Source organism: Nonomuraea helvata (assembly GCF_039535785.1).
Classification (GTDB): Bacteria; Actinomycetota; Actinomycetes; order Streptosporangiales; family Streptosporangiaceae; genus Nonomuraea; species Nonomuraea helvata.
The window spans coordinates 2,665,914-2,684,319 of the sequence record NZ_BAAAXV010000001.1; the positions used below are offsets into that span (position 1 = coordinate 2,665,914).

Consider the following 18,406-nt stretch of genomic DNA (forward strand, 5'->3'; position numbering starts at 1 on the left):
CCGGGATGTGCCTGCATGCTGCGCCTTTGCCCGGACACCCGGGGGCTAACAGTCCGACATCTTCCGTTGTGCGTCGCACAGGTTTCGGTCTGGGCACGTTAGGTAACATAGCGGACGTCCGAATGTCATGACAATATGCCATAGTGTCGACGGTAGGCTCCCTCTTGGAGGTGCTTTGTACGACCTGATCACGATCGGCCGCTGCGGCGTCGACATCTATCCGCTGCAGACCGGCGTCGGCCTGGCCGACGTCGAGACCTTCGGCAAGTTCCTCGGCGGCAGCCCGACCAACGTGGCCGTCGCCGCGGCACGCCACGGGCTGCGCTCCGCCGTGATCACCGGCGTGGGGGCGGATCCGTTCGGAGAGTTCGTACGCCGGGCGATCCGCGGCTTCGGCGTGGACGACGCCTTCGTGAGCACCATCGAGGGCCCGCCGACGCCCGTGACGTTCTGCGAGATCTTCCCTCCCGACCACTTCCCGATCCACTTCTACCGCGGCGAGCACCCGCCGGACCTGCGGATCTCTCCTTCCCATCTGGACCTGCGGGCAATCGCGGAGACGAGCCTGTTCTGGTTCTCGCTGACCGGGCTGAGCAAGGAGCCGAGCGCCGCCGCCCACGACGCCGCCCTGTCGACCCGCACGTCGACCCGCACGTCGGGCTGGACCGTGTTCGACCTCGACTGGCGGCCGACGCTGTGGGAGTCGCGGGAGGCCGCGCACGAGGCGGCGCGGCGGGCGCTCCCGTACGCGAACGTCGCCGTCGGCAACCTGGACGAGGTGGAGACCGCGGTGGGCGTGCGCGACCCGGAGGCGGCCGCGCAGGCGCTGCTGGACGCGGGCGTGAAAGTGGCCGTCGTGAAAATGGGCCCCGAGGGGGTTCTCGCGCGTACCTCTGAGGAAAGTGCCTTGGTGGAGCCGGTGGAGGTGAAGGTGGTCAACGGCATCGGAGCGGGCGACGCGTTCGGCGGCGCCCTCTGCCTCGGGCTGCTGCGCGGCTGGCCGCTGGAGCGCACGGTGCGCTTCGCCAACGCGGCGGGCGCGTACGTGGCCGCCCAGCTGGCCTGCGCCGACGCGATGCCGTCCACGGCGGAAGTGGAAGACCTGCTGAACGGGGCCGGCTCTTGAGTGACGTCACGCTGTCCAGGACAGCCGCGTACGAGCGGCTCACCCACATCAGGGCGACGCGCCCCGAGGAGATCGCCGAGGCCGCGGCCCGCCGGCAGCGGCGCGGCCTGCCCGGCGAGGGCGAGCGGCTACTGATCATCGCCGCCGACCATCCGGCCCGCGGCTCCCTGGGCGTACGCGACCGGCCGCTGGCCATGGCCAGCCGCACGGACCTGCTCGACCGCCTCCAGGTGGCGCTCGCCCGCCCCGGCGTGGACGGCATCCTGGCCTCGCCCGACGTGCTGGAGGACCTGCTCCTGCTGGGCGCGCTGGAGGGCAAGCTGGCCTACGGCTCCATGAACAGAGGCGGCCTGCAGGGCTCCGTCTTCGAGCTGGACGACCGCTTCACCGGCTTCGACGCGGCCTCGATCGACGCCATGCGCCTGGACGGCGGCAAGATGCTCTGCCGCATCGACCCGACCGACCACGCGACCGTGTCCACCCTGGAGTCCTGCGCCCGCGCGGTCACGGACCTGGCCCGCCACCGCCTGATGGCCATGGTGGAGCCCTTCTGGTCGCGACGCACGGAGTCGGGGGCGCTCCGCAACGACCTGTCGCCCGACGCCGTGATCCGCTCGATCAGCATCGCCCAGGCGCTCGGCGTGACCTCGGCGTACACGTGGCTCAAGATCCCGGCCGTGGCGGAGATGGAGCGCGTGATGGCCGCCACCACGCTGCCCGCCCTGCTGCTCGGCGGCGACCCGCCGGACATCGACGCCGCCTACGCCGGCTGGCACCGCGCCCTCGCCCTGCCCGGGGTACGGGGCCTCGTGGTGGGCCGCGCCCTGCTCTACCCGCCGGATGACGACGTGGTGACCGCGGTGGACGGCGCCGCCGCCCTGGTTCGAGAGGCTCGTAAATGACATACATTCCGTACGGCAAGGCCGCCAGCGGCCCCTGGTCGGTCGAGATCACCCCGTCCTCGGCAGGCTGGACGTACTCGGGACTGCGCGTCGTGGACCTGACGGACGCGCCGGTCTCCTTCGACACCGGCGAGGAGGAGATGCTGGTCCTCCCGCTCTCGGGCTCCTGCACGGTGACGATCCCTGACGACACGTTCGTGCTGACGGGCAGGGCCTCGGTGTTCGACGGGCCGAGCGACTTCGCCTACGTCCCGATCGGCACCCAGGTGACCATCCAGGGCGCCGGACGGATCGCGCTGCCCTCCGCCCGCGCCACCCGCGCGCTGAAGCCGCGGTACGTGGCCGCCGCCGAGGTCGCGGTCGAGATCCGCGGCGCGGGCCAGGCCACCCGCCAGGTGAACAACTTCGCCGCTCCCGACGCCTTCGACTGCCACAAGCTCATGGCCGTGGAGGTCATCACCCCGGGCGGCAACTGGTCGTCGTACCCGCCGCACAAACACGACACCGACAATCCGGGCGAGGCGGTCCTGGAGGAGATCTACTACTTCGAGGTGCGCGACCAGGGCATCGGCTACCAGCGCGTCTACTCCTCCGAGCGCGGCCACATCGACACCCTGGCCGAGGTCTCCTCCGGCGACGCCGTCCTGGTCCCGTACGGTTACCACGGCCCTGCCATGGCCGCCCCCGGCTACGACATGTACTACCTGAACGTCCTGGCGGGCCCGGCGGAGCAGCGTTCGATGGCGTTCTGCGACGACCCGCGCCACGCCTGGATCCGCTCCTCCTGGGAGGCCCAGCCCACCGACCCGCGACTGCCGTTCGGGAGGATCGCATGATCGAGCTTGTCGAGATCATCAATGAACACAGCACCCTGGTCATGAGGCCGACGAAGGAGGTCTCATGACCCAGCTCACGGTCGGGCAGGCCGTCGTACGCTTCCTGGCCCAGCAGTGGAGCGAGCGCGACGGGCTGGAGCGCAGGTTCTTCGGCGGCATCTGCGGCATCTTCGGCCACGGCAACGTCGCCGGGCTCGGCCAGGCGCTGGCCACCTCCACCGAGGACCTGCCCTACCACCTGAGCCGCAACGAGCAGGCCATGGTCCACACGGCCGCCGCCTACGCCCGGGCCTCCAACCGCCTGGCCACGCTGGCGTGCACGACCTCCATCGGCCCGGGCGCGACCAACATGATCACCGGCGCGGCCGGCGCGACGATCAACCGGCTGCCGGTGCTCCTGCTGCCCGGCGACATCTTCTCCACCCGTGTGGCGGGCCCGGTGCTGCAGGAGCTGGAGGATCAGCGCTCGTACGACATCTCCGTCAACGACTGCTTCAAGCCGGTCTCCCGCTACTGGGACCGGATCAACCGACCCGAGCAGCTCCCGTCCGCGCTGCTGGCCGCCATGCGCGTGCTCACCGACCCGGCGGAGACCGGCGCGGTGACGCTGGCGCTGCCGCAGGACGTGCAGGCGGAGGCGTACGACTGGCCGGACGAGCTGTTCGCGCGGCGCGTGTGGCACATCCCCAGGCCCGCCCCCGAGCGAGCCGCCGTGTACAGGGCGGCCCGGCTGGTCAAGTCGGCCTCGCGTCCGCTCATCGTGGCGGGCGGCGGGACGATCTACAGCGAGGCCACGGAGCAGCTGCGGATCTTCGCCGAGACGTACGGCATCCCGGTGGCCGAGACGCAGGCCGGCAAGGGCGCCCTCCCGTACGGGCACCCGCTCGCCATGGGGGCGATCGGCGCCACCGGCACCACGGCGGCCAACGCGCTGGCCCGCGAGGCCGACCTGATCATCGGCATCGGCACCCGCTACAGCGACTTCACCACGGCCTCCCGGACGATCTTCGCGCCGGACGCCCGGTTCCTGAACCTCAACATCACCGCCTTCGACGCCGCCAAGCTGTCGGGCACGCAGCTGGTGGCCGACGCCCGCGAGGGGCTGGCGGACCTGGTCGAGGCGTTCGCGGGCTGGAGCGGCCCGCCGCACGCCTACCGCGAGCGGGCCGCTGAGCTGACCCGGGAGTGGGACGCGGCAGTGGACCACGCGTACGCCCTGGAGGGCTCGCCCCTGCCCCAGTCCGCCGTGATCGGCGCGGTCAACGCGGCGGCGGGCGACGACGGCGTGGTGGTGTGCGCGGCCGGTTCGATGCCCGGCGACCTGCACAAGCTCTGGCGGCCGAGCGGCCCGGGCAGCTACCACGTCGAGTACGGCTACTCCTGCATGGGCTACGAGATCGCCGGCGGGCTGGGCGTCAGGATGGCGGCGCCGGAGCGCGAGGTGTTCGTCATGGTGGGCGACGGCTCGTACCTGATGATGGCCCAGGAGCTCGTCACGGCGGTCTCCGAGGGGATCAAGCTGATCGTCGTCCTGGTCGACAACTCCGGCTTCGCCTCCATCGGCCGGCTGTCGGAGAGCGTCGGCGCGGAGCGGCTCGGCACCTCGTACCGCCACCGCGACGGCGGGCCGCTGTCGGTCGACCTCGCCGCCAACGCGGCCAGCCTCGGCGCGTCGGTGCTGCGTCCCGAGTCGGTCGCCGACCTGCGCAAGGCGCTCGACGCGGCCCGCTCGGCGACCGAGACCACGGTGATCTACGTCCGCACCGACCCGATGGCGGACGACGTGCCGTCCTCCGAGGCATGGTGGGACGTGCCCGTGGCGGCGGTCGGCACGACGGACGCGACCCGGGCGGCGCGGGAGACGTACGAGGTGAACAAGCTCGCCCAGCGACCCCACCTCACTCCGCCCGGCTGACCAGGATTGCCGCCGATCCCTCCAGGGAACGCCTCTGACCAGGCAGAACGGGGGGCAGGGGATGAGGCCGTGGCGGCTGCTCGGCTGGCTCGCGTTGATCGCGGTGGCCGGCTTCTGCCTTTACCACGTGCGCACGGTGGCGATCTCGATCGTCATCGGCGTGTTCATCACGGCGCTGCTCCTGCCCGCCGCCCGCTGGCTCAGGTCGCGCGGGCTGAACCGCGCCCTGTCCACCGCGATCGTCTTCGGGGGCGGGCTCGTGCTGGCGGCGGGCCTGCTCGCGCTGGTGGTGCCGCCCACCATTGACAGCGTGTCCCAGCTACGGACCAGCTTCGGCAAGGTGCTCGACGACCTGCACCATCTGACCGCCAGGTTCGGGCTCGATCCGCGCCGGCTCGCCGCGCAGGCCAAGGAGTACCTGACCGGCCAGGGCCGCCAGCTCACCACCGGCGCGCTGGCCGGGGTCAGGACGGTGGGCGAGATCGTCGTCGGGGCGGTGCTCGCGGTCATCCTGTCGATCTACTTCGTGCACGGCGGCGACCGGCTCTTCCGCTGGCTCGTGGAGCTCGCACCCGCCTCGGCCAGGCCCCGCCTCACCGATGCCGGTCACGTGGTGATCACGGTGGTCGGCCGCTACATCCGCGGGATCGCGATGGTGGGCGCGGTGGACGCCCTCTTCATCGGATCGGCCCTGTGGCTCCTGGGAGTGCCGATCGCGTTGCCGCTGGCGGTGCTGACGTTCGTGGGGGCGTACCTGCCGGTGGTGGGCGCGTTCGTCGCGGGGCTGCTGGCCGCGGTGGTGGCGCTCGTGGCCAAGGGCTGGCTGGTGGCGCTCATCGTGGTCGGCGTGACCGTGGCGGTGCAGCAGATCGAGGGACACGTGCTGGCGCCGCAGATCTACGGCAGGGCCCTGGACCTGCCCGGCGCGGTCATCCTGATCGCCATCGCGGTGGGCAGCCTGGTCGCGGGCGTCATCGGCGCGTTCCTGGCCGCCCCGGTGGCGGGGGTGATCGTGGCCCTGCTGCGCAACTCGAGGGGCCCCGCCGGTCACGCGGAGGTCAGGACGCCTCCCACCCGGCCGCAGCCCCCTCCAGCGACTCCTGCGACCAGGTGAGCCGCCCGGCCCGCAGATCCTCGAGGACCGCGCGGAGCCATCGGGTCTCGGCGGCCGTCATCTCGCGCAGGTATTCGACCTCCAGCATGGTGACGCGTGGCAGGCCGGCTTCGGCGGCCAGGGACGCGTCCAGCCCGGCCAGCGTCTGGGCGACCGCCCGCTCGCGCCGCTCGAGCGCCTGCGTCAGCGCTTCCGGGGCGAGCAGGAGAGCGTTCGCCAGTGCCGCGGGGAACTGCGGGAACTCCTGCTTGGGCGTGCTGAGCATCTCCTCCAGCCACTTGCCCAGCGCCGCCCCGCCCTCGTCGGTGAGCTCGTAGACCGTGCGCTCGGGGTACTGCTGGTCGCGCCCCGTCTCGCGGACCCTGATCAGGCCGCCCTCCAGCAGCCGGTCGATGGTCCGGTAGAGGCCGGCCCGCTGGCCGACGTTGACCACCAGGTCCTTGCCCCACTGCTTGAGCAGGCGCTGGATGCCGTACGGATGCAGCGGCTGGTAGCGCAGGAGGGCCAGCACAGTCAGGGCGAGCGGCGAGCCGCGATCGAGAGCCATATGTCAATACTAGCCCCAAAGTTACTAGTTGACGAGGAACTAGTTTCAATGCAACTATCGAGCTATGAGCGATGTTGAGCGAATCCACTCCGACCACGCAGACACCAAGCGTCTGGGCAACTGGACCACCGCAGGCCGCTTCGAGGTCCGCAACCGTTATGGCAAGAGCACCATCGACCTGCGCTCCCCCGGCCTGCCCGACGAGGTGGAGGTCCGGCTGGACCTCGACCACGGCGTGGTCAAGCTGCTGGTCCCCGATGACGCCACCGTCGACCACTGGGACCTCCACTGGACCGGCAGGGGCAAGGTCAAGGACTACGAGGCGCCCACGGAGAGCTCCGGCCGGCGCATCCGCCTGGTCGGCACGGCCATCACGAGCGAGGTCCGCGTCCTGCGACACGGCGGCGCGATCATCACCGCGATGATGTCCCGCGAGTACTTCCGCGACGTCCGCCAGGCCCAGAAGAACCGCACCCACCCCACGGTCGACGACCCCGCGCGCAACCTGGAGACCGCCCCGTGCAAGACGTCGCGGTCCTGATCGTCGGAGGCGGCTACGCGGGCCTCGCCTCAGCGCTCTTCCTCTCCCACCAGGGCGTGCCCTGCCTGCTGGTCGACCGCCACCCCGGCGCGTCGATCCTGGGCAGGGCCAGGGGGATCAACCCGCGTACCCTCGAGATCTACCGGCCACTCGGCCTGGAGCAGCGCGTGATGGAGGCGGGCCGTCCTTTCGAGGAGGAGGGCGGCGTCGCCCGCTGCGCGACGCTGGTGGACGAGTGGCACTGGCTGTTCGGCGACGAGTTCCCGCGGGCGCTGCCCGACCTGACCGCCGGCGAGTTCTGCATGGCCGACCAGAGCACGGTCGAGCCGATCCTGATCGAGGCGGCCCGTGCCAAGGGTGCGGAGCTCTGGTTCGACACGCAGTGCCGGTCGATCGAGCCCGACGACGACGGCGTGACGGCCGTGGTGGAGAACCGCTCCACCGGCGAGCGGCGCACGATCAGGGCCCAGTACGTGATCGGTGCCGACGGCTACGGCGGCGCCATCAGGGAACGGCTCGGCATCGCCCGCAGCGGCCCCGGCCCGCTGCGGCACTTCGTGACCTTCGTCTTCAAGGCCGACCTTTCGGACATCATCACCAAGCGAGCGCTGTTCTGGATGATCGGCGCACCCGGCAGCCCGGTTTCCGGAGGGTTCGTCTCCCACGCGATGCGCGACCACTGGGGCCTGGCCCTGATGTACGACCCGCGCGAGGAATCGCCCGACGACTTCACCGACGAGCGCTGCGTATCCGCCGCCAAGGCTCTCATCGGCCGCGACGTCCCTGTCGAGCTGGTCAGCAGGGCATCGTGGACGGAGGCGGCCGGCGTGGCCGACAGCTACCGTTCCGGCCGGGTCTTCCTCGCCGGGGACGCCGCGCACGTGTGGCCGCCGGCGCAGGCGCTGGGCGCCAACTCGGCGGTCCAGGACGCGCACAACCTGGCCTGGAAACTCGCGGCCGTCCTCGCGGGACGGGCCTCGGACGCGCTGCTCGACACGTACGAGGCCGAGCGTCGCCCGGTGGCGCTGGAGCTGGCCGACCTGACCGTACGCAGCCAGAACGCCCGCTTCAGCCCCACTCCCGAGGAAGACCCGATGGACCCGATCACGTCCATCCTCGGCCAGCGGTACACCTCCACCGCGATGATCGGCGCCTCCCCCGGTCCGGTGTTCGGCGACGGGGTGTCAGAGCACGCGCGACCCGGCACCCGGGCACCACACCTCTGGCTGGACATGGACGGGCGCCGGATCGGCGTGCACGACCTGTTCCATGACTCGTTCGTGCTGTTGTGCGGGCCCGGCGCGGATTCGTGGGCGCGGGCGGCGGGCGACGGGGTGCGGGCCTACCGGGTCGGATCGGACCTGATCGACGTGGACGGTCACTGGGAGTCCCGCTACGGCTGCGACGCCGTCCTGGTCCGCCCGGACGGATACGTGGCCTGGCGCTCCGACACACCCGAGCCTGGAGACGGCGGCACGCCTGCGGCGCGGCTGGAAAGCGCCCTCCGCCAGATCCTCCACTGACCGGACACGCGTCCGGGGCCACTTGGTGCAGGCCGCCGGTCAGAGGATGAGTTCCAGCTCCAGCTCGTGCCGGATCGGGATCCCGTCGGACTCGGCGGGGATGCCCGGCTTGAGCTCCCTCGCCCGATCCACACCGTGCCTGTGCAGGGCGATCAGGTCGAAGCCGTAACGCTGGTAGAAGCGCAGCGCGTGCGTGTTGTCGTTGGTGGTGACCAGCCAGAGCCGGGCCGCGCCGCGCTCGGCCGCCGCGGCGCGTACCGCGTCGAGCAGCGCCGCGCCGACCCCCCTGCCGGGGATCACGGCGTCGATCGTGATGATCTCCACGGAGTCGCCGCGCTGCGCGTAGGTGATGACCCCGGCCGGCTCGCCGTCGATCTCGGCGATGAAGCCGGGCTGGGCGGCGGCGTCGATCAGCTCGCCGCGGCCCAGTGCGACGACGGTGGTGCCACCCCAGCTCTCGGTCAACACCCGGGTCACATTGGCGAGATCTTGTGGCTCGACAGCACGCACAGACATCGACATGGGCATCATTATGAGACTTATGCGATGGGCAACATTCGACTGTTTCGGGACACTTGTCGACTGGCGGCACGGGATCCGCACCAGCGCCGACCTGATCGCGCCGGGTCAGGGGGCGCGGCTGCTGGAGGCGTACAGCCGGCATGAGCACGCCGTGCAGGCCGAGTCACCGGCGCTCCGCTACCGCCACGTGCTGGCCGAGGCGCTCCGCAGGGCCTGCGCCGACGAGAAGATCAAGCTGAACGACGACGACGCCTCGGTGCTGGGCACCACGCTCCCGTACTGGCCGGTCTTCCCGGAGGTCGCCGCCGAGCTGTCGGCGCTGCGCGCGGCGGGCTGGCACCTGGCGCTGCTCACCAACTGCGACCGCGACCTCATCGCCGAGACGCGGCGGCGGCTGCCCGTGCCGTTCGACGCGGTGGTTACCTCGGAGGACGTGGGCGCCTACAAGCCGTCCGACGCTCACTTCGAGGCGTTCAGGTGCTCGTACGAGCCGACTACCTGGGTGCATGTGGCGCAGAGCTACTTCCACGACATGGTCCCGGCGCACCGGCTGGACATCCCGCGCGTGTGGATCAACCGGCAGGGCGAGCGGCCCGAGGACGAGAAGATCATCCAGCAGGTCCTGCCCGATCTCGGCGGGCTGCTCGCGACCGTCGAGAACGCCTAGCCACGCTGCTCCAGCACGTCCGCGATACCCGAGAGGAAGGCGTCCACGTCCGAGATCAGATAGCCCGACCTGAACAGCACGGTCGAGAACCTCGCCTCCCGCACCTGCTTGGCCGTCACGGGGAAGTCGGTCGTCCCGCGCAGGGTGGCCACGATGCGGTCGAGGAAGGCGTCGATCTCGTCCTCGTTGTAGCCGGTGCCCATGCGACCCGGGCGGAAGGCCACGCGTTCGACGCGGGCCGCCTGGGTCTCGAACCACTCCTCGCGCAGCATCTCGCCGGTGGGCTCGGCCATGGCCAGCCGTACCGGCCGCCTGGCCTGGGTCTCCAGCGCCACCACGAACGCCTCCAGGGCGAAGTCGACCGCGGTCTCGTGATAGCCGCCGCGTCTGGCGCGGAACGTGGCCCGGCGCACGTCGTCGGCCGTGACCGGCTCCAAGGCGTGCGGGCCCCTGCCGAGCGTCGACTCGATCCGCCCGATCAGGGCGTCGACCTCGGCGGGGTCATAGCCTGAACGCATACCAGTGACGCGCGGAAAGCGATTCAAGCTCCACTCCTTTTGAGAACCTGCTGAGGGTGCCTCTATTGTGAGGCTCTTTATCGCGACGATGCGACCCGAGATATAGCGTGCAGGATCGTGCAGCTGTCCAAGGTCTCATTCCGCTACCGAAGACGTGGCCCCTCGGTCATCCAGGACGCCGACGTACGGCTCGCCCCCGGCGACGTGATCGAGCTGACCGGCGTGAACGGGGCGGGCAAGTCGACCCTGCTCCGGCTCCTGGCGGGCCTCGCCCGGCCGACGACGGGCACGATCGCCGGCCGTCCCGAGGTCGTCGGCTTCGCCCCCGACCGCTTTCCCACCGCCCAGCCGTTCACGGTGACCGCCTACCTGCGCCATATGGCCCGGGTACGAGGTGGCGCCCGCTGGGAGCCGTGGGCCGAGCGCCTGACCATGGACCATCTCCTCGACGTCCCCCTGGGCGAGCTGTCGAAGGGCAGCGCGCACAAGGTCGGCCTGGTCCAGGCGCTGATGGCGGAGCCGGGGCTGCTGATCCTGGACGAGCCGTTCGCCGGGCTCGACGCCGACACCCGCGAGACGCTGCCCTCGATCGCCGCCGAGGTGGCGGCGCGCGGCGGCATCGTCATCGCCAGCGACCACCAGGGCGGCCTGCGTCTCCTTCCCGCCGTACGGCACTGGTCGCTGGTCGACGGGCACCTCAAGGAGAGCACCGCGACACCGCCACCCGAGCACCCGTCCGAGGACGCGGTCGTGGCCGTCACCGTGCCTGCGGGCGAGCTGGACCGCTTTCTCGCCAGGATGCGCGCCGAGGGCTACCGGGCCCGCGAGATCGAGGAGACACGATGATCGCCCTGGCCACGTTCCGATTGGCCGCCTACGTCCGCTCGCACCGCGTGTACCAGGCGCTCCTCCTGACCCTTGCCATGCTGGCGATCCTCTACGGCAGCAAGGCTCCCAGGGGTGCGGAGGTCGGCGTGCTCACGGACGGCGGCGTACTGATCATTCCCATCCTGGCCTGGACAGCCAGGAGCCTCCTCGACACCGAGCCCGACCCGCAGCGCGAGATGTCCGCGATCCAGGTGGGCGGCCGGGGCAGGGAGGTGGCGGCGGGACTGGCGGCGGCGTTCGCGGCGTGCACGGTGCTGGCGGCGCTCGGCCTGGGGTGGGCACTCCTGCTCGGCGTCAGCCAGGCTCCGAGGGGCCGCATGCTGGCCGCCGTCCTCATCCTGCACGCACTGGCCGCGCTGACCGGGACCGCGCTGGGAGCGCTCACCAGCCGCGCGGTCGTCCGTTCCCCTGCTGTCTCCATCATGGCGCTGGTGCTCGGGTTCCTGGCGATGCTGCTGCTCAGCACCTCGTCCCTGCACTGGCTCACCGTGCCGCTCATCGCCTGGATGAAGGCGGCGAACGCCGGTCACCTCCTCGACGAGCTTCCCGAGCTCGCCACCGTCTCGCTGGTCTGGTGCCTGATCGGCCTCGGCACGTACGCGTGGCTCCGGCGTAGGGTAGGTTAGTGGGCACTCACTCACCCCCTTAGAGGAGGCAACGGTGAAGGTGATCTGCATGGGTGACAGCATCACCCGCGCACAAGTGAGCGCCGACTACGTGACCATGCTGCGCACGCGGCTCCCCGAGGCGAACGTGATCAATGCCGGGGTCAACTACGAGCCGTCCTCGGAAACGGTGAAGCGGCTCGACGACATCGTGAGCCAGGACCCGGACGTGGTGACCGTGCTGATCGGCACAAACGACGCGAACTTCACGCTCAGCCCCAAGCTCGCCACGACACTACGCAAGCGCTGGAAACTCTCCGCGGACCCGACCCCGGAGAGCTACGCCGCCAACCTCACCACCATCGCCAGGAGGCTGCAGGACCAGACCATGGCCCGGGTGGCGCTGCTCTCCCTGCCGGTCATCGGCGAGGACCTCGGCTCGGGGCCGGTGCGGCGGGCCGCCGAATACAGCGAGATCGTCCGGCGGGTCGCGGCGGACCAAGGCGTCACGTACCTGCCGCTGAACGAACGGATGACCGCGTACCTGGAGGAGCAGGGCCGGCGGCCCGGCACCCACTACCGTGCGGAGGGCCGGCTGGCGCAGACCGCCGCCATACAGCACTTCCTGCTCGGCCGCAGCCTGGACGCCATCTCCAGGAGCCGCGGCCTCCAGCTCACCACCGACACCGTCCACCTGAACGGCCGGGGCGCCGGCATGATCGCCGACCTGATCGAGGGCTTCGTCACCCGCTCGATAGCCCACCACTGACCGCCCGTGGGCGGGGGGCATTCGGCAGGGGTCATTCGGCAGGGGTCATTCGGCAGGGGTCATTCGGCGGCGGCGAGCTGGCCGCAGGCGCCGTCGATCTCGCGGCCGCGCGTGTCGCGCACCGTCACCGGCACGCCGTGGAACTCCAGCCGCCGCACGAACGCCCGCTCGTCCTCGGGCCGGGAAGCCGTCCACTTCGACCCGGGAGTCGGATTGAGCGGGATCAGGTTGACGTGGACGAGCTTGTTCCTGACCAGCTTGCCCAGCAGGTCGGCCCGCCACTCCTGGTCGTTGACGTCCTTGATCAGCGCGTATTCGATCGAGATCCGTCGCTTGGTCTTCGCCGCGTACGCCCAGGCGGCGTCGAGGACCTCGGCCACCTTCCACCGCGTGTTGATCGGCACCAGCGTGTCACGCAGCTCGTCGTCGGGCGCGTGCAGCGACAGCGCCAGCGTGACGGGCAGCCCCTCGTCGGCGAGCTTGCCGATCGCGGGCACCAGCCCGACCGTGGAGACGGTGACGCCGCGGGCCGAGATGCCGAGCCCGTGCGGCACGGGCTCCACCAGCCGGCGGACCGCCCCGATCACGGCCTTGTAGTTGGCCAGCGGCTCACCCATGCCCATGAACACGACGTTGCTCACCCGCCCCGGCCCGCCGGGGACTTCGCCGGCCGCCAGTGCCCGGGCTCCGGCGACGACCTGCTCGACGATCTCGGCGGTGGACATGTTGCGGGTCAGGCCCGCCTGGCCGGTGGCGCAGAACGGACAGTTCATCCCGCAACCGGCCTGCGACGACACGCACATCGTGACGCGGTCGGGATAGCGCATGAGCACCGACTCGACCAGCGCCCCGTCGAACAGCCGCCACAGCGTCTTACGCGTCGTGCCGCGGTCGGTTGTCATCTCCCTCACGGAGGTCAGCAGGTCGGGCAGCAGCGTGGCGAGCTTCTCGCGGGAGGCCGCGGGCAGGTCGGTCATCGCGCCGACGTCGGTGGTGAGGCGCTCGAAGTAGTGGCGGGAGAGCTGGTCGGCGCGGAACGCCTTCTCCCCCAGCTCCGTGACCGCGGCCCGCCGGTCGGCCATCGACAGGTCGGCCAGGTGCCGTGCGGGCTTGGCCCGCCGGGGCGCGACGAAGGTGAGCTGGCCTGGTGGCTGGGACACGTTCCTGCCTTTGCGTGAGGGGCTGTCAATCAGGGTAATGAACGTTCGGATCGGAGGTGGCATTCCTGGTCAAGGTTCGACTCGCGTCATGGTCGCCACCCGATCTACAGTCATCTCGTATGGCGATTTTCCGGTCGGCATCTGGCGAGGGTGGCGCCGAGGTCGTACTCGCCGTCGGCAACCCGTACGGGAGCCGGACGCTCGTGATCGAGCGGGACGAGGACTCCTCGGTAGCTTACCTGTGCTCTCCGGACGGCACGGTGCACGGCGCCGTCTGGCTGGCCAACCATCGCCCCGCCCCGGCCGTGGTGGACCTGGCCAGGCTCAACGCCGGGCTGCCGCCGCTGATGCCCAGGGCCAACACCGCCCACCCCGACGGCCGCAGGCCGCTCGGGCAGCTCACCGCGCTGTGGTTCGAGGAGGGGGACGGGGTCGCCCTGTACGAGGACGACGACCTGCTGGCCGTCATCCCCGGCTGGGCCGACATGAGCAGGGGCATGCCCGGTTACGCCCGCGACGCGGTGGGCGAGTCGCCGTTCGCCTGGGCGCTCTCCGAGGCGCTCGAAGGGCTGCGGCCGCGCATCGCCAACGCCAGGTCCTACTGGCGCTGGCGGCACAACGAGGGGTCGTGGCCGTCGTTCCAGCAGTTCGTGATGGGGCATCTGGACCGGGTGCTCGGGCCCGCGGGACGCTACTGGGACGCCAGCGGCGAGCGGCTGCCGACCGTCGGGATCACCGAGCGTCCGCCGCACGAGGGCCGCGGCTACACCGTCCTGTCCACGGTCGGGATGAGCTGCCAGCGCATGCCCACAGTTGAGCAGTGGATCGACAAGCCGGGCGCGTACGCCAGGATCGAGCTCGCCGTGGCCACCCGCGAGGACCCGCGGGACGCGGCGCTGCTGCTGGTGTGGCTGGCGCAGTATCCGTGGCACTCGGTCACGTGGCTGGGCCACGGGCACACGGCGAAGTGGTATCACGAGCCTTCGACGTTCCCGTTGGGGCCGCGGTACTCGGGCGTCCTGATGCTGGCCAACGCACCCCACATGCCCGACATGTCGGGATTCGCGTTCGGCGGGGAGGCCGTACGGTGGCTCTGGATCTCACCGGTCACCACCGAGGCCCTGGAGGCGCAGCACGCCGACTAGAAGACGCGCCGATCAGAGGGCGCGCTGATCAGAAGAACAGCGTCATCAGCAGCCAGACCGGCACCAGCGTCGTGACCAGCGAGTCGAGCCGGTCCATCAGGCCGCCGTGGCCGGGCAGGATGGTGCCGAGATCCTTGATCCCGAGGTCCCGCTTGATCATCGACTCGATCAGGTCGCCCACGGTCGCCAGCAGCGCCGCGAGCCCGCCGATCAGCGCTCCCTGCCAGATCGCGCCGTGCATCAGCCAGGTCACCAGCCAGGCCCCGACCGCCGTGCACGCGACCACCGACCCAGCGAACCCCTCCCAGGTCTTCTTCGGGCTGATCACCGTCATCTTGTGCCGACCGAACAGCACGCCCGCGATGTAGCCGCCGATGTCACTGGCCACGGTCACCGCGATGAAGATCAGCACCCGGTTGTCGCCGTCCGTGGCGCGCAGCAGCATGGCCGCGAACGCCGCAAGCATGGACGGATAGAACAGCGTGAGCACCGAGGCCGACGCGTCCCGCACGTAGCCCTCGGTCCCGTCGCTGAACATGCGCCAGATCAGCAGCACGAACGCGAACACCGCGAACGTGGCCAGCAGCCACACCGGCCCGCCCCAGTACGCCGCCGCCTGCATCGCCGCCATGCCCACGACCACCGGCACGGCCGGAACCTTGACGTCGCGGGTCGCGAAGGCCTTGACCAGCTCCAGCACGCCGACGCCCACGGCTCCGACGAGCACCAGCAGGAACAGTTCCTTGATCGTGTAGAGGGAGGCCACGACAAGGGCGCCCAGCACCAGACCGACCGCGATCGCGGCAGGCAGGTTCCTTCCGGTACGGCTGCCGCCGCTCGAGCTGGTGCCAGCCGTACGGTTATTCACAGAGTTCTCCAAGAGCCACGGCCCCCGCCCCGGGGCGAGGGCCGTAGATGCAAGAGCCGCTACCTGCGGCGGCCCACCGAACGCGAACCGCCGTAGGCGCAAGAGCCTGCGGCGGCCCGCTCGACGCGACCCACCGCAGGTGCAGACCTGCCACCTCCGGCAGCCCGCGACCGCGACCCACCGTAGGCGCAAGCCCGCCACCCGCGGCGGCCCGCTGAACGGGGTCCGCCCTGCGGCGTGCCGCTCAGACCTCGAGCAGCTCGGCTTCCTTGTGCTTGAGCAGCTCATCGATCTTCGCGACGTGCTTCTGGGTGAGGTCGTCGAGCTCCTTCTCGGCCCGCCTGACCTCGTCCTCGCCCGCCTCTCCGTCCTTGATCATCTTGTCGAGGACCTCTTTGGCGGAGCGGCGGATGTTGCGTACCGACACCTTGGCGTGCTCGCCCTTGTTCCTGGCGACCTTGATGTACTCCTTGCGGCGCTCCTCGGACAGCTCCGGGAACGTCACGCGGATCACCTGGCCGTCGTCGGTGGGATTGACGCCGAGGTCGGAATCGCGGATGGCCTTCTCGATGGCGCCCATCGAGCTCTTGTCATAAGGCTGGATGAGCACCATGCGCGCCTCCGGCACGTGGAACGACGCCAACTGCTGGATGGGCGTCGGCGTGCCGTAGTACTCAGCATTGATCTTGTTGAACATCGAGGGGGTGACGCGGCCAGTACGGATCGTCGCGAAGTCCTCCTTCGCGACCGAGACGGCCTTGTCCATTTTTTCCTCGGCTTCGAGGAGGGTTTCGTCGATCACAGCGGCTCCCTGTCTTCTAGCTGGCGGTGTCGGGCTCGCTCCCTCATTTGCCTGTGGGACTCACCAGCGTGCCGATTTTCTCACCGCGTACCGCTCGCAGGATGTTGCCCTCGCCCATGAGGTCGAAGACCACGATCGGCAGGTCATTGTCCTTGCACAGGCTGATGGCGGTGGCGTCCATGACCGCGAGGTCACGGAGCAGCACCTCGCCGTAGTCAAGATGGTCGAACCTGACCGCATCCGGATTTTTCCGTGGATCGGAGTCGTAGATCCCGTCCACCTGTGTCCCCTTGAGCAGCGCCTCTGCGCCGATCTCCAGGGCTCGCTGGGACGCCGCGGTGTCGGTGGAGAAGAACGGCGAGCCGAGTCCGGCGCCGAAGATGACCACGCGGCCCTTCTCGAGGTGCCTGATCGCCCGGCGCGGCAGGAACGGCTCGGCCACCTGCTGCATGGTGATGGCGGTCTGCACGCGCGTCTCGACGCCCCGCCGTTCGAGGAAGTCCTGGAGGGCGAGGCAGTTGATGACCGTGCCGAGCATGCCCATGTAGTCGGCCCTGGTGCGGTCGATGCCTCCCTGCGACAGGGTGGCGCCGCGGAACATGTTGCCGCCGCCGACCACGACAGCGACCTGCACACCCTCCTTGACCGCTTCGGTGATCGAATCGGCCAGGTGATCGACGACCACCGGGTCGATGCCCAACGGCTCGCCCCCGGCGAACGCCTCCCCTGACAGCTTCAGCATCACCCGCTTCCACCTCAGTGGATTGTGCGGGTTCGGAGATGGGGAAGCCGCCGTCCGTGTGGATTCGTGGGCTGTCTCCCGGTGGTCCTGCACGGCGGCGGCCTCCTTCGTTCGGTGGGTCGATAGGGCTGGTGGCTCGTCTCTTGCCTTGCTGCCCCAGCTGACGGGCTCCGTCCCGCTGACGGCCCGCCCTAGCTGGTGAGCTGCACTAAGCCTAAGCCTGACCGACCTTGAAGCGGACAAAGGCCTGGACCTCGACACCGTTCTCTTCGGCGTACTTGCCCACGCTCTTCTTGTTGTCCTTGACGAAGGCCTGCTGGAGGAGCGTGAAGTCCTTGTACCAGCCGTTCACGCGACCCTCGACGATCTTGCCGATGGCAGCCTCGGGCTTGCCCTCCTCGCGGGTCATCTCCTCGAAGAGCTTGCGCTCCTTCTCGACGACCTCGGAGGGAACGGAGGCCGGCTTGAGGTACTGCGGGGCCATCGCGGCAGCGTGCTGCGCGATGTCCTTGGCGACCTCGGCGTTCGGCTTGTCCAGCTGGACCAGCACGCCGACCGCCGGGGGCAGCGCCGGGTCCGTCTTGTGCATGTACGCACCGATGTAGCCGCCCTCGAGCACCGCGAAGCGGCGGATCTCGATCTTCTCGCCCAGCGCGGCGTTGGCGATGTCGAGGTGCTCCTTGACGGTCTTGCCGTCGAAGGACGACTCGAGCAGCGTCGCCACCTCGGCGGGCTTGGTCTCGAGGATGTGCGCGACGACCTGGGCGGCAAGCTCCTGGAAGCGCTCGCCCTTGGCCACGAAGTCGGTCTCGCAGTTGAGCTCGAGCAGCGCGGCGGAGGAGTCGCCGTCCTGCTTGAGCGCGACGAGGCCGTTGGAGGCGGTGCGCGCCTCTCGCTTGCCCACGTCCTTGGCGCCCTTGAGGCGCAGCAGCTCGATCGCGCGGTCGAAGTCGCCCTCAGACTCTTCAAGCGCCTTCTTGCAGTCCATCATGCCGGCAGCGGTGATCTCGCGAAGCCGCTTGACATCGGCCATGTTCACGGAAGCCATTGCTTTTTCCTTGTGGGATTTCGTCGTCGTCGTGGATCGGGTGGGCTCCGTAGTCCGGTCGCCCACCCTGGTTCTGGTACGGCAGGCGCTTGCCGTACGGAAGCCTTTGTCTTGCGTCAGCCTTTGTCTTGCTTCTCGGCCCCGGCTCGCCTGGCATACTGCCCAGCC

The 18,406-nt window shown here is 70.2% G+C and carries 20 protein-coding genes; 12 read left to right on the forward strand and 8 right to left on the reverse strand.

Annotation, left to right across the window (positions count from 1 at the left end):
* Nucleotides 1-175 precede the first annotated feature (175 nt).
* From iolC to ABD830_RS12315, 5 genes are all read left to right on the forward strand, one after another.
* Nucleotides 176-1,126: a 5-dehydro-2-deoxygluconokinase gene (gene iolC / locus ABD830_RS12295; RefSeq protein ID WP_344986802.1), complete on the forward strand. Its 951-nt coding sequence runs from the start codon at nucleotides 176-178 to the stop codon at nucleotides 1,124-1,126.
* On the forward strand, nucleotides 1,123-2,028 hold the full coding sequence (locus tag ABD830_RS12300; RefSeq protein WP_378520953.1) for a Cgl0159 family (beta/alpha)8-fold protein: 906 nt from the start codon (nucleotides 1,123-1,125) through the stop codon (nucleotides 2,026-2,028). Before iolC ends, ABD830_RS12300 begins: the two co-directional genes overlap by 4 nt.
* On the forward strand, nucleotides 2,025-2,864 hold the full coding sequence (gene iolB / locus ABD830_RS12305; RefSeq protein WP_344986804.1) for a 5-deoxy-glucuronate isomerase: 840 nt from the start codon (nucleotides 2,025-2,027) through the stop codon (nucleotides 2,862-2,864). The genes ABD830_RS12300 and iolB overlap by 4 nt, the downstream gene beginning before the upstream one ends.
* 64 nt (nucleotides 2,865-2,928) lie before the next feature.
* Nucleotides 2,929-4,779 (forward strand): 3D-(3,5/4)-trihydroxycyclohexane-1,2-dione acylhydrolase (decyclizing), encoded by a 1,851-nt coding sequence (iolD, locus tag ABD830_RS12310; protein WP_344986805.1) that lies wholly within the window; start codon nucleotides 2,929-2,931, stop codon nucleotides 4,777-4,779.
* Between the two features lie 61 nt (nucleotides 4,780-4,840).
* On the forward strand, nucleotides 4,841-5,893 hold the full coding sequence (locus ABD830_RS12315; protein ID WP_344986806.1) for an AI-2E family transporter: 1,053 nt from the start codon (nucleotides 4,841-4,843) through the stop codon (nucleotides 5,891-5,893).
* Here ABD830_RS12315 and ABD830_RS12320 read toward each other — a convergent pair.
* Complete coding sequence (locus ABD830_RS12320; RefSeq protein ID WP_344986807.1) at nucleotides 5,838-6,440, reverse strand: PadR family transcriptional regulator; 603 nt, start codon at nucleotides 6,438-6,440, stop codon at nucleotides 5,838-5,840. The genes ABD830_RS12315 and ABD830_RS12320 overlap by 56 nt on opposite strands.
* Nucleotides 6,441-6,504: 64 nt before the next feature.
* Here ABD830_RS12320 and ABD830_RS12325 point away from each other — a divergent pair, with 64 nt between their 5' ends.
* A complete protein-coding gene (locus tag ABD830_RS12325) occupies nucleotides 6,505-6,981 on the forward strand; it encodes a hypothetical protein (protein ID WP_344986808.1) in 477 nt (158 codons plus the stop codon).
* Complete coding sequence (locus ABD830_RS12330; protein ID WP_344986809.1) at nucleotides 6,960-8,504, forward strand: FAD-dependent monooxygenase; 1,545 nt, start codon at nucleotides 6,960-6,962, stop codon at nucleotides 8,502-8,504. Before ABD830_RS12325 ends, ABD830_RS12330 begins: the two co-directional genes overlap by 22 nt.
* A gap of 39 nt (nucleotides 8,505-8,543) precedes the next feature.
* Here the strand turns inward: ABD830_RS12330 and ABD830_RS12335 are convergent, their stop codons facing one another.
* On the reverse strand, nucleotides 8,544-9,026 hold the full coding sequence (locus tag ABD830_RS12335) for a GNAT family N-acetyltransferase (protein WP_344986810.1): 483 nt from the start codon (nucleotides 9,024-9,026) through the stop codon (nucleotides 8,544-8,546).
* 19 nt (nucleotides 9,027-9,045) lie between these two features.
* Here ABD830_RS12335 and ABD830_RS12340 point away from each other — a divergent pair, with 19 nt between their 5' ends.
* Entirely contained in the window at nucleotides 9,046-9,693 is a 648-nt protein-coding gene (locus ABD830_RS12340) for an HAD family hydrolase (RefSeq protein ID WP_344986811.1), read from the forward strand.
* Here the strand turns inward: ABD830_RS12340 and ABD830_RS12345 are convergent.
* Nucleotides 9,690-10,211: a DivIVA domain-containing protein gene (locus ABD830_RS12345; RefSeq protein WP_344986812.1), complete on the reverse strand. Its 522-nt coding sequence runs from the start codon at nucleotides 10,209-10,211 to the stop codon at nucleotides 9,690-9,692. The genes ABD830_RS12340 and ABD830_RS12345 overlap by 4 nt on opposite strands.
* Nucleotides 10,212-10,328: 117 nt before the next feature.
* Here ABD830_RS12345 and ABD830_RS12350 point away from each other — a divergent pair, with 117 nt between their 5' ends.
* The 3 genes from ABD830_RS12350 to ABD830_RS12360 are packed head-to-tail and all read left to right on the forward strand — an operon-like array spanning nucleotide 10,329 to nucleotide 12,473.
* On the forward strand, nucleotides 10,329-11,057 hold the full coding sequence (locus ABD830_RS12350) for an ABC transporter ATP-binding protein (RefSeq protein WP_344986813.1): 729 nt from the start codon (nucleotides 10,329-10,331) through the stop codon (nucleotides 11,055-11,057).
* Nucleotides 11,054-11,725, forward strand: a complete 672-nt coding sequence (locus ABD830_RS12355; protein WP_344986814.1) for a hypothetical protein — start codon at nucleotides 11,054-11,056, stop codon at nucleotides 11,723-11,725. The genes ABD830_RS12350 and ABD830_RS12355 overlap by 4 nt, the downstream gene beginning before the upstream one ends.
* Before the next feature lie 49 nt (nucleotides 11,726-11,774).
* Nucleotides 11,775-12,473 carry an SGNH/GDSL hydrolase family protein gene (locus ABD830_RS12360; RefSeq protein WP_344986815.1) on the forward strand — a complete coding sequence of 233 codons (699 nt, stop codon included), beginning with the start codon at nucleotides 11,775-11,777 and terminating at the stop codon, nucleotides 12,471-12,473.
* Between the two features lie 59 nt (nucleotides 12,474-12,532).
* Here ABD830_RS12360 and rlmN read toward each other — a convergent pair whose 3' ends face one another.
* Nucleotides 12,533-13,633, reverse strand: coding sequence for a dual-specificity RNA methyltransferase RlmN (rlmN, locus tag ABD830_RS12365; protein ID WP_344986816.1), 1,101 nt, complete (start codon nucleotides 13,631-13,633; stop codon nucleotides 12,533-12,535).
* 119 nt (nucleotides 13,634-13,752) lie between these two features.
* Here rlmN and ABD830_RS12370 point away from each other — a divergent pair, with 119 nt between their 5' ends.
* Complete coding sequence (locus ABD830_RS12370; protein ID WP_344986817.1) at nucleotides 13,753-14,778, forward strand: suppressor of fused domain protein; 1,026 nt, start codon at nucleotides 13,753-13,755, stop codon at nucleotides 14,776-14,778.
* A gap of 28 nt (nucleotides 14,779-14,806) precedes the next feature.
* Here the strand turns inward: ABD830_RS12370 and ABD830_RS12375 are convergent, their stop codons facing one another.
* The 4 genes from ABD830_RS12375 to tsf all read right to left on the reverse strand — a co-directional run bounded on the left by ABD830_RS12375 (nucleotide 14,807) and on the right by tsf (nucleotide 18,238).
* Complete coding sequence (locus tag ABD830_RS12375) at nucleotides 14,807-15,646, reverse strand: phosphatidate cytidylyltransferase (protein ID WP_344986818.1); 840 nt, start codon at nucleotides 15,644-15,646, stop codon at nucleotides 14,807-14,809.
* A gap of 244 nt (nucleotides 15,647-15,890) precedes the next feature.
* Entirely contained in the window at nucleotides 15,891-16,448 is a 558-nt protein-coding gene (gene frr, locus ABD830_RS12380) for a ribosome recycling factor (RefSeq protein WP_344986819.1), read from the reverse strand.
* A 43-nt stretch (nucleotides 16,449-16,491) separates the two neighbouring features.
* The gene (gene pyrH, locus ABD830_RS12385) at nucleotides 16,492-17,190 is read right to left on the reverse strand and encodes a UMP kinase (protein WP_344987671.1); all 699 of its coding nucleotides are present in this window, start codon (nucleotides 17,188-17,190) and stop codon (nucleotides 16,492-16,494) included.
* 214 nt (nucleotides 17,191-17,404) lie between these two features.
* Nucleotides 17,405-18,238 carry a translation elongation factor Ts gene (tsf, locus tag ABD830_RS12390; protein ID WP_344986820.1) on the reverse strand — a complete coding sequence of 278 codons (834 nt, stop codon included), beginning with the start codon at nucleotides 18,236-18,238 and terminating at the stop codon, nucleotides 17,405-17,407.
* Nucleotides 18,239-18,406: the final 168 nt, after the last annotated feature.

Bases quoted from the DNA above. Each gene is read 5' to 3' on its own strand.
- ABD830_RS12345 (WP_344986812.1), bottom strand. From the start codon at position 10,211: ATGCGTTCAGGCTATGACCCCGCCGAGGTCGACGCCCTGATCGGGCGG.
- iolB (WP_344986804.1), top strand. From the start codon at position 2,025: ATGACATACATTCCGTACGGCAAGGCCGCCAGCGGCCCCTGGTCGGTC.
- ABD830_RS12340 (WP_344986811.1), top strand. From the start codon at position 9,046: ATGCGATGGGCAACATTCGACTGTTTCGGGACACTTGTCGACTGGCGG.
- tsf (WP_344986820.1), bottom strand. From the start codon at position 18,238: ATGGCTTCCGTGAACATGGCCGATGTCAAGCGGCTTCGCGAGATCACC.
- pyrH (WP_344987671.1), bottom strand. From the start codon at position 17,190: ATGCTGAAGCTGTCAGGGGAGGCGTTCGCCGGGGGCGAGCCGTTGGGC.
- ABD830_RS12355 (WP_344986814.1), top strand. From the start codon at position 11,054: ATGATCGCCCTGGCCACGTTCCGATTGGCCGCCTACGTCCGCTCGCAC.
- ABD830_RS12315 (WP_344986806.1), top strand. From the start codon at position 4,841: ATGAGGCCGTGGCGGCTGCTCGGCTGGCTCGCGTTGATCGCGGTGGCC.
- ABD830_RS12360 (WP_344986815.1), top strand. From the start codon at position 11,775: ATGGGTGACAGCATCACCCGCGCACAAGTGAGCGCCGACTACGTGACC.
- ABD830_RS12370 (WP_344986817.1), top strand. From the start codon at position 13,753: ATGGCGATTTTCCGGTCGGCATCTGGCGAGGGTGGCGCCGAGGTCGTA.
- iolD (WP_344986805.1), top strand. From the start codon at position 2,929: ATGACCCAGCTCACGGTCGGGCAGGCCGTCGTACGCTTCCTGGCCCAG.
- ABD830_RS12335 (WP_344986810.1), bottom strand. From the start codon at position 9,026: ATGTCGATGTCTGTGCGTGCTGTCGAGCCACAAGATCTCGCCAATGTG.
- ABD830_RS12325 (WP_344986808.1), top strand. From the start codon at position 6,505: ATGAGCGATGTTGAGCGAATCCACTCCGACCACGCAGACACCAAGCGT.
- ABD830_RS12320 (WP_344986807.1), bottom strand. From the start codon at position 6,440: ATGGCTCTCGATCGCGGCTCGCCGCTCGCCCTGACTGTGCTGGCCCTC.